Below are 7,684 nucleotides of genomic sequence, written 5' to 3'. Positions count from 1 at the left end.
GCCATCACCGCGTCGCGGTCGAGCACATGCGCGGGCCGCGCCAGGAATCCCTTCAGGATCGAGAATTCGATCCCCGTCAGGGCAAGCGCCTTGCCGTCGAAGCTGGCAGCGTGACTGGCCGGCGCCAGAGCCAGTTTGCCATGCGAAAACTGCCTGTTGTCGACCGGTTCGGCCGCCGCCGGGCGGGCGCGCCGCAGGATGACGTTGACGCGGGCGACCAACTCGCGCGGGCTGAATGGTTTCGTCACATAGTCGTCGCCGCCCATTTCGAGCCCAAGGATGCGATCGATCTCCTCGTCGCGCGCGGACAGGAACAGCACCGGCACATCGGATGTGTGCCGCAGTCGCCGGCAGACCTCCAGCCCGTCCATCTCCGGCATGCCGATGTCGAGCACGACAAGATCCGGCGCCCGGCGGCCGATCGCCTGCAGGGCGGCGGCACCGTCGGCCACGCCTGTCGTTTTCATGCCGGCCTTTTCCAGCGCAAAGCAGATCACCTCGCGGATGTGCGGGTCATCGTCGGCGACGAGGATGTGATGCGGCATGGATCAGCGGCCCGGCATGGAAGGTTCGATAGCGGAGGGAATCACGAACGGCCCCTTGGTGTCGAGATATCGAAGCAGCCGCCAGTCGCGAAAGCTCCAGGCCCGCCAGTTCTGCTGGATAGTTCGATACCAGATTTCATCGCTGCCGCGCACGCCAGCCAGTTCGCGGACAGTGCCGGCCGCCGCCGTCTTGCCCTGTTGCTCGAGGAAGCGATCGAGTGCGGGAAACGCGCCTGGACCGAGCGAGTGAAGATACCAGGCGTCTAGGGGAATGCCCTGGCCGGTCATTTCGAGGGAATGGTCGACATTGTAGTTGGCGATCGTTGCTGCGAAATTGATGAAACAGCCGGCATAAAGCGTCAGAGATAACGTCAGAAGATTGGCGGACAGCAGCCATTCGTTGGATTTTCTAAGCGCGATGCGAGCGATGATCAGGGCAAGGCCTGCTGCCACCAGCCCCATCCAGACAAAGGCAGCGACGCGCCAATAGGTCAATGCATAGATGCCGATATAGAGGTCGAGCCGCAGGATCGACGAGACCACCAGCATGATGTTTTGCGCCACCCAGGCGTAGACCAGCCGGCGGATGAGCGGATCGGCCGAGGTCTCGCTGCCTGGCCGCAGCGCTGCCAGCACGAAGCCGGCGGCAAGCAGCGCCGTGACGATCAGGGGATAGGCGCCACGATGCGCGTAGGCCGCGTAGCTCAGCCCGTCGGGAAGGGCCGCCCCGCCCCACAGATAGGTGGCGTCGAGCGCCGTCTGCAGCGCAAACAGGATGTTGAAGACGATCAGGGCGCGCAGGATGGCGGCCTTGCCGAACAGGATATCTTCGATGGTGGTGACGGTTTTGTCGGCTTGAGCGCTGACGGCGGGCGCCGCGCGCCGGTTGCGGCGAACCGGGCGCGGCAGGCGCGGCCGCAGAAAAGCCCAGACAGCAGCGAGCACGAACAGCCAGAAGGCAATCCGCGCCAGCTGGATAAGATCGAGCAGCCTCACGAGGTCGATCAGCGACAGCCAGTAGTCGATCACCGGATTGGCGGCGCCGAACAGCGCCAGGAAGACCGCGCCCAGCGTCAGCGGCATCACCCAGACAGCGATCGCCGCCAGCCGGATGCGCCGCCGGCCGAACCGCCGCGCCGTCCTGCGCCAGCGGATGAAATCATTGGCGAAGCGGAACGGCGCCGCCAGCCCGAACAGCACGATCTGCCCGGCAATACGGGCGATGCTGTGCCGCAGCCGCCCGCTCAGCGAAAGGGCAAAGACGGTCAGCGCCGCCAGCGCGATCGAAACCGACAGGGTGCTGACGTTTTCAGCCAGCGGCAGCAGCGCGACAAGCGAGGCGATGGGCTTGAGCCAGACCCGACCGTCGCTGAAAGCCGCCGGATGCACGGCGACAACCGCGGCGGCAATCAGCAGGGCGAACAGGAAAACCGTGATCCCGGCGGGCTGGCCGTAGAACAGGAAATCCGCAAGTGCCGCCAGCAGGATGGCGACACCGAAGCGGCTGCAATAGCTCGGCGCGGCGGAGAGCAACGCTGTCATGATCGGGCTTTCCTGATGGCGTCCCGCCGGGTTGCCGGCGGGCTGTTGCGGACAAAGGGAATGAGGATTGCGACGGGACACACGCGCGGCGCATCGGCCAGCCACCAGTCTTCGCGGCGCAGCCGGTAAGGCAGGGACCATCGGGGTTTTGCTCGGTTTTGCATGCCGTCTGTTTGTCAGGCCGGCGGGGAAAGGGTGAGGCGGATCGGAGGAGGTTTTCCGCAGGCCTGTGCAGTTTTCGTGCAGGCAATTGTTGAGGTCGAATTCGCCATCTTTCTAACGTCGGCGCTGCCCCTCACCTGCCTGCCGGCATCCTCTCCCCGTAAACGGGGCGAGGGACGCTCTTGTCGCCGGTTTCGCCAATCTCCAGCGTCGCAAGAAAGGCGCCGGCGTTGCCGCCATCTCCTCTCGCCCCGTTTACGGGGAGAGATGTCCGGCAGGACAGTGAGGGGCAGCACCAGCTTTCGCGATGGCTCGCCTCAGGCACAGCCCTGCGCGCTTGCCTCACCTGCCCGCACGCGGCATAGATCACCCATGGAAACCTACCGCCCGCGCCGCTCCGTGCTCTACATCCCGGCCTCCAACGACAAGGCCCTGGCCAAGATCGCGCAGCTTGCCTGCGACGCCATCATCATCGACCTCGAGGATGCCGTAGCCCCGGCCGACAAGATCGCCGCTCGCGAAAAACTGGCCGGCATTTTCGCCAACCGCCCCAACGAACGCTGCGAGATGATCGTGCGCATCAATGCTCTGGCAACCGAATGGGGCGCCGACGACCTGCTGGCTGCCGCAGGCTGCGAGCCCGACGGCATCCTGTTGCCCAAGGTCGACACGCCGCGCGACCTGCTCGAGGCCGGCGATGTGCTCGACGACAATTTTGTCCCCGATAGCGTGAAACTGTGGGCGATGATCGAGACGCCCAAGGCGCTGCTCAACATCGGCGCCATCGCCGAGCTTGGCCGTGACCCGGCCTCGCGGCTCAGTTGTTTCGTTGCCGGAACGAATGACCTGGTCAAGGAGACCGGCATTCTGGCAACGCCTGACCGACGCTACCTCGTGCCATGGCTGATGCAGATGGTGCTGGCCGCGCGCGCCGGCGGCATCGACATGCTCGACGGGGTCTCCAACGATTTTCGCAACCTCGGCGCTTTCACCCATGAATGCGCGGAAGCCGCGGCCATGGGGTTCGACGGCAAGAGCCTCATCCACCCGGCCCAGATCGAAGCCGCCAACCGTGCCTTCGCACCGTCCGCGGAAGCCGTGGCCGAGGCGCGCTCGGTGAAGGAAGCCTTCGCGCTCGCCGAGAATGCCGGCAAGGGCGTGATCGCGCTGAACGGCAGGATGGTCGAGCGCCTGCACTTGGCGCAGGCCGAAAAACTGCTGGCGAAGGCAGCCGCCATCGGGGCATAAATGCTCGATGGATGCGAGCGGGCTATGGCTACTCACGACAGGACTGAACAATGAAACTCTACCGCTTTCTGTCCGGCCCGGACGATGCCAGCTTCTGCCACAAGGTGACGGCGGCGCTGAACAAGGGCTGGCACCTGTTCGGCTCGCCGACCTATGCCTACGACAAGAAGGCCAAGACGATGCGTTGCGGCCAGGCCGTGGTCAAGGATGTCGACGGCCAGGAATACGGGCCCGATACCAAGCTGAGTGACTGGTAGGGGACAGCGCTGAGGACTCTCTCTTTCTTCGTCATCCTAGGGCGGAGCAAGGAGCGAAGCGACGCGGCGCAGACCCTAGGATCCATGCCGTGACATTGGCCGTAGAATGCGGCGGATCAAAATGGCGCTTGTGCGCGCATCAACGCTCGCTACCCTGAAACCACGACCGGCTACGTCTATATGACCGCGAGTCAGAACCGCGGCACCATCTATATCGGCGTCACCAACGATCTCGGCCGTCGAATGCCTGAGCACAAGGCCGGCCAGGGCTCGCGCTTCACGAGTCGCTACAGCGTACAGCGGCTGGTGTGGTACGAGGAATATTTCGACATTACCGATGCCATCCAGCGCGAGAAGTCATTGAAGCGCTGGCCTCGACAATGGAAGATCGAGCTGATCGAAACGGCCAATCCGGAGTGGTTCGAGCTCTTTCGTGGAACCGGCTGGTAGCCGCTCGGGTTTCTTGCACCGCCGGAGCATAGCATCGCCGTCACGGCATGGATCCTAGGGTCTGCGCCGCGTCGCTTCGCTCCTTGCTCCGCCCTAGGATGACGAAGGTGTGGGGCTACTCGGCCGCTTCTTCGAACTTCTCCATATCATCGTCCGACAGGCCGAATGGTGACCGATCTCGTGGATGTCGCCCAGCGTCTCTTCGTTCTCGGACCAGTAGTCAAGGATATCGACGGTCAGGAATGAGGGCCGAATACAGCGCTTGGTCGATCAGTAACCAGCTACGCCAGATTTTCCCAGGCGGCTCTGATTTCGTTGAACCGTGCGTCTGCGCGGCCCTCGACGTCATCGCAGCCGAAATAGAGGATCGATAGCGCTGCAAGGAGACCGGGATAGCCGGAGACGGAATCCATTCTCGTAAGGATTTCAGGAACCGGCAACCGCTTGCGTTCAATCATGGAGATCGCGCATTCCGCTGTCATAGGTGCCATCGGGTGGTCGAATTCGGATAGCCAGAAATCGACCAGGGCAACGAGAGTGGCCGGTTCGATGGCAGCACTTGCGGGCAGATGGCAAAGCTCACTAAGTGCGAGGAAAGCGGCATTCGGCGAAATCCCGATGGCGGTTGCGATCAGTTCCCGGCTTTGTGAAATGTCGTGGTACGGCCAATTGCAATCGATCAGGTCGGCAAATTCTGCTTCCGTCATCTGAGTGCTACTCGGCCGCCTCTTCGATCTTCTCCATATCATCGTCCGACAGGCCGAAATGGTGGCCGATCTCGTGGATCAGCACGTGGGTGACGATGTCGCCCAGCGTTTCTTCGTTTTCGGACCAGTAATCGAGGATGGCGCGGCGGTAGAGCGTGATGCGGTTCGGGCCTTCGCCGGTCTGCGGGTTCCAGCGCTCGGCGATGCCGCGTCCCTCGAACAGGCCGAGCAGGTCGAAGGGCGTTTCCAGCGACAGGTCGTCCATGATCTCGTCGGTCGGGAACTCGGCGATCTGGATGACGATCTCGCCGGTCAGCTTGCGAAAATCCTCCGGCAGATGCGCATACGCCTCCAGCGCCAGGAACTCCATTTCGTCCATCGAGGGCGAGAGTTCGTCGTGCCAGGTGCGGGTCTTGTAGATGCGGGCCATGCTTTGTCCTTTGATCCCGGCATATAGGCTTTCGCACCGGAATCGGCAAATGAACGGGCCGATGCGCCTGCGCCATCCCTGCCGAGAGGAATAAATTCCCCATGACTCTGCTTGACTCCTGGGTCCCCCTCTGGAATCTATAGGGAACATAACAGGAACAATTGTGAGTGGAAGCTGACCGTCATGGCGATGACCGCCGTGGCGCGGGAGACTGTTTTTGCCCTGCGCCGCCAGATCGCGAAAATCGAGGGAACGCTGCCCGAGCGCTTGGCCGCGCCGGCCGCCGCGCCCCTTCACGCCGACGCCAACACCGATCTCACAATCGTCCGGCGTGGCATTGCCGCGGCGTTGCCGGATGCGTTTCTGCCTATCGGTGTCGAGCGCCTCGACGCCGCCCTGAGCGGCGGCCTGCCGAAGGCCGCCCTGAGTGAAATCCATGGCACGCAAACCCGCGATGCCGGGGCCGTCGCCGGCTTCGCTTTGTCGCTCACCAGTCTGATCCTCAAGCAAACGCCGGGGCTGCCGGTGCTGTGGATCGGCACATCGGAGATTTTCCGCGAGGCCGGCTTTCCCTATGCAAGGGGGCTTCACGCCTCGTTCGGCATCGAGCCGGAGCAATTGCTGTTTTCCGAGGCGCCAAGGCTTGTCGATGCGCTGTGGGTCGCCGAGGAGGCGGCCCGGATGACAGCGCTCGCCGCGGTCATCCTGGAAATCCGCGGCAATCCGCAGCGGCTGGACCTGACCGCGACACGCCGGCTGCATGCAAGGGCGCAAGCGGCCGGCCGGCCGGTGTTCCTGCTGCGGCAGGCGGCCGAACCCGAACCGACGGCCGCCCCTGTCCGCCTCATCGTCGCCTCGGCGCCGGCGGTGCCGCGCGACACCATCGCCGGGCCGCTGGCCGGCTCGATCGGCCGCCCGGCCTTCGCCCTCACCATCGGCAAGAGCCGCACAGCCCTGCCTGGACAATTCACACTGGAGTGGAACCCCGATGAACGCGCATTCGACGAAAGATGGGGCGACGAAAAAAGGAGCGAGGGAAGAGACCGGACAAAGAATCCTGTCCCTGTGGTTTCCCTATCTGGCGGCGGAAAGGATCCTGCGCCAGCGTCTGGGGCGGTCCTGGCGTTCCCGGCCGTCGGATCACCTCTCTCACCCGCCGCTCGTGATCAGCCATCGCGACCGCAACGCGCAGCGCATCTCGGCCCTCGACGAGCGGGCTGAGGCGCTGCACCTGAAGCGCGACATGGGCATTGCCGATGCGCGCGCCATGCATCCGTCGATCGACATCGTCGAGGCCGATCCGGAAGCCGACCGCCGTCTGCTCGAAGGCCTTGCCGACTGGTGCGACCGCTACACCCCGCTGGTGGCGCTGGATGGCGCGGACGGTCTGTTTCTCGACGTCACCGGCTGCACCCATCTGTTCGGCGGCGAACGCGCCATGCTGGACGAGATCCTGTCGCGCTTCTTCCATCAGGGTTTCGATGTCCGAGCCGGGCTTGCCGCGACGCCTGGCGCGGCCTGGGCGGCGGCACGCTTTTGCAGTGACCGCATCATTGTGTCAGGCGAGGAGGAAGCGCTGCTGGCACCCCTGCCGCTGGCCGCACTGCGCATCGAGCCGGCGACCCGCACCAGCCTGGAAAGCGTCGGCCTGCGCACGGCGGGCGCCGTCATGGCGGCACCGCGCGCGCCGCTCGCCCGCCGCTTTGGCGCCTTGCTGCTCCTGCGCCTCGACCAGGCGCTTGGCCGTCTCGACGAAGCGGTGTCGCCGCGCCTTCCCGTCGCGCCGCTTTCGGTCGAACGCCACCTCGCCGAACCCGTCACCCTGACCGAGGACATCGAACGGCTGGTGGGCATGCTGGCGGCGACCTTGAAAACCGATCTCGAACGCCGCGGCGAGGGTGCCAGGACACTGGCGCTGCTGCTCTTTCGCGTCGACGGCGCCGTCAGCCGCATCGCCATCGGCACCTCGCGGCCGATGCGCGAACCCATGCTGATCCAGAAACTGTTCCATGAGAGGCTGGCCGCGCTCGAGCAGGATATCGATGCCGGCTATGGTTTCGATCTGGTGCGGCTCTCGGTGTTGGCGGCAGCCACCTTCGACATGCAGCAGGCTGATCTGACTGGTGAAACGATCGACGATGGCGCCGATATCGCGCTGTTCGCCGACCGCATCCGCGCCCGGCTCGGCGAGGGCGCGGTTCTCCGGCCGGTCGCGGTCGAGAGCCATCTGCCGGAGCGTGCTGTCGCCACGATCCCCTTCACCGAAGCGCCGCGCCGGACCACGCCGCCGAAAAAGCCCGGCAGGCTGCAGGCGCCACAAACCATTTTTCCGCCGGAACGGCC

Annotated in this window: 9 protein-coding genes and 1 pseudogene; 5 read left to right on the top strand and 5 right to left on the bottom strand. The window is 64.6% G+C overall.

Annotated elements, in window-relative coordinates; all coding sequences use genetic code 11:
- A partial coding sequence (locus EN964_RS17915; protein WP_164775868.1) for a response regulator transcription factor occupies nt 1-545 on the bottom strand: 545 nt, incomplete at its 3' end.
- Nucleotides 546-548: 3 nt separating this feature from the next.
- Entirely contained in the window at nt 549-2,087 is a 1,539-nt protein-coding gene (locus EN964_RS17910) for a DUF4173 domain-containing protein (RefSeq protein WP_127267288.1), read from the bottom strand.
- Nucleotides 2,088-2,621: 534 nt separating this feature from the next.
- On the opposite strand from EN964_RS17910, the gene EN964_RS17905 reads away from it, so the two are divergent.
- From EN964_RS17905 to EN964_RS17895, 3 genes are all read left to right on the top strand, one after another.
- Nucleotides 2,622-3,497: a CoA ester lyase gene (locus tag EN964_RS17905; protein ID WP_127267289.1), complete on the top strand. Its 876-nt coding sequence runs from the start codon at nt 2,622-2,624 to the stop codon at nt 3,495-3,497.
- A gap of 50 nt (nt 3,498-3,547) precedes the next feature.
- Nucleotides 3,548-3,754, top strand: a complete 207-nt coding sequence (locus EN964_RS17900) for a DUF1737 domain-containing protein (protein WP_127267290.1) — start codon at nt 3,548-3,550, stop codon at nt 3,752-3,754.
- A 180-nt stretch (nt 3,755-3,934) separates the two neighbouring features.
- The gene (locus EN964_RS17895; protein ID WP_127267291.1) at nt 3,935-4,204 is read left to right on the top strand and encodes a GIY-YIG nuclease family protein; all 270 of its coding nucleotides are present in this window, start codon (nt 3,935-3,937) and stop codon (nt 4,202-4,204) included.
- A 115-nt stretch (nt 4,205-4,319) separates the two neighbouring features.
- Here EN964_RS17895 and EN964_RS38620 read toward each other — a convergent pair.
- The 3 genes and pseudogenes from EN964_RS38620 to EN964_RS17880 all read right to left on the bottom strand — a co-directional run.
- Nucleotides 4,320-4,432: pseudogene (locus EN964_RS38620) on the bottom strand (metallopeptidase family protein); the annotation flags it as partial.
- Nucleotides 4,433-4,485: 53 nt separating this feature from the next.
- On the bottom strand, nt 4,486-4,911 hold the full coding sequence (locus EN964_RS17885) for a hypothetical protein (RefSeq protein ID WP_127267292.1): 426 nt from the start codon (nt 4,909-4,911) through the stop codon (nt 4,486-4,488).
- A gap of 7 nt (nt 4,912-4,918) precedes the next feature.
- Complete coding sequence (locus tag EN964_RS17880; protein WP_023763026.1) at nt 4,919-5,341, bottom strand: metallopeptidase family protein; 423 nt, start codon at nt 5,339-5,341, stop codon at nt 4,919-4,921.
- 183 nt (nt 5,342-5,524) lie between these two features.
- Here EN964_RS17880 and EN964_RS38615 point away from each other — a divergent pair, with 183 nt between their 5' ends.
- Nucleotides 5,525-6,562 (top strand): hypothetical protein, encoded by a 1,038-nt coding sequence (locus EN964_RS38615; protein ID WP_127267293.1) that lies wholly within the window; start codon nt 5,525-5,527, stop codon nt 6,560-6,562.
- A partial coding sequence (locus tag EN964_RS17870; RefSeq protein ID WP_245490664.1) for a DNA polymerase Y family protein occupies nt 6,504-7,684 on the top strand: 1,181 nt, incomplete at its 3' end. The genes EN964_RS38615 and EN964_RS17870, both read left to right, overlap by 59 nt.

The sequence above is a fragment of the Mesorhizobium sp. M7A.F.Ca.CA.001.10.2.1 genome (assembly GCF_003998575.1).
Lineage (GTDB): Bacteria > Pseudomonadota > Alphaproteobacteria > Rhizobiales > Rhizobiaceae > Mesorhizobium.
Note: the sequence above shows the minus strand (reverse complement) of the source record. Positions and strands in the feature narration are given on the sequence as shown.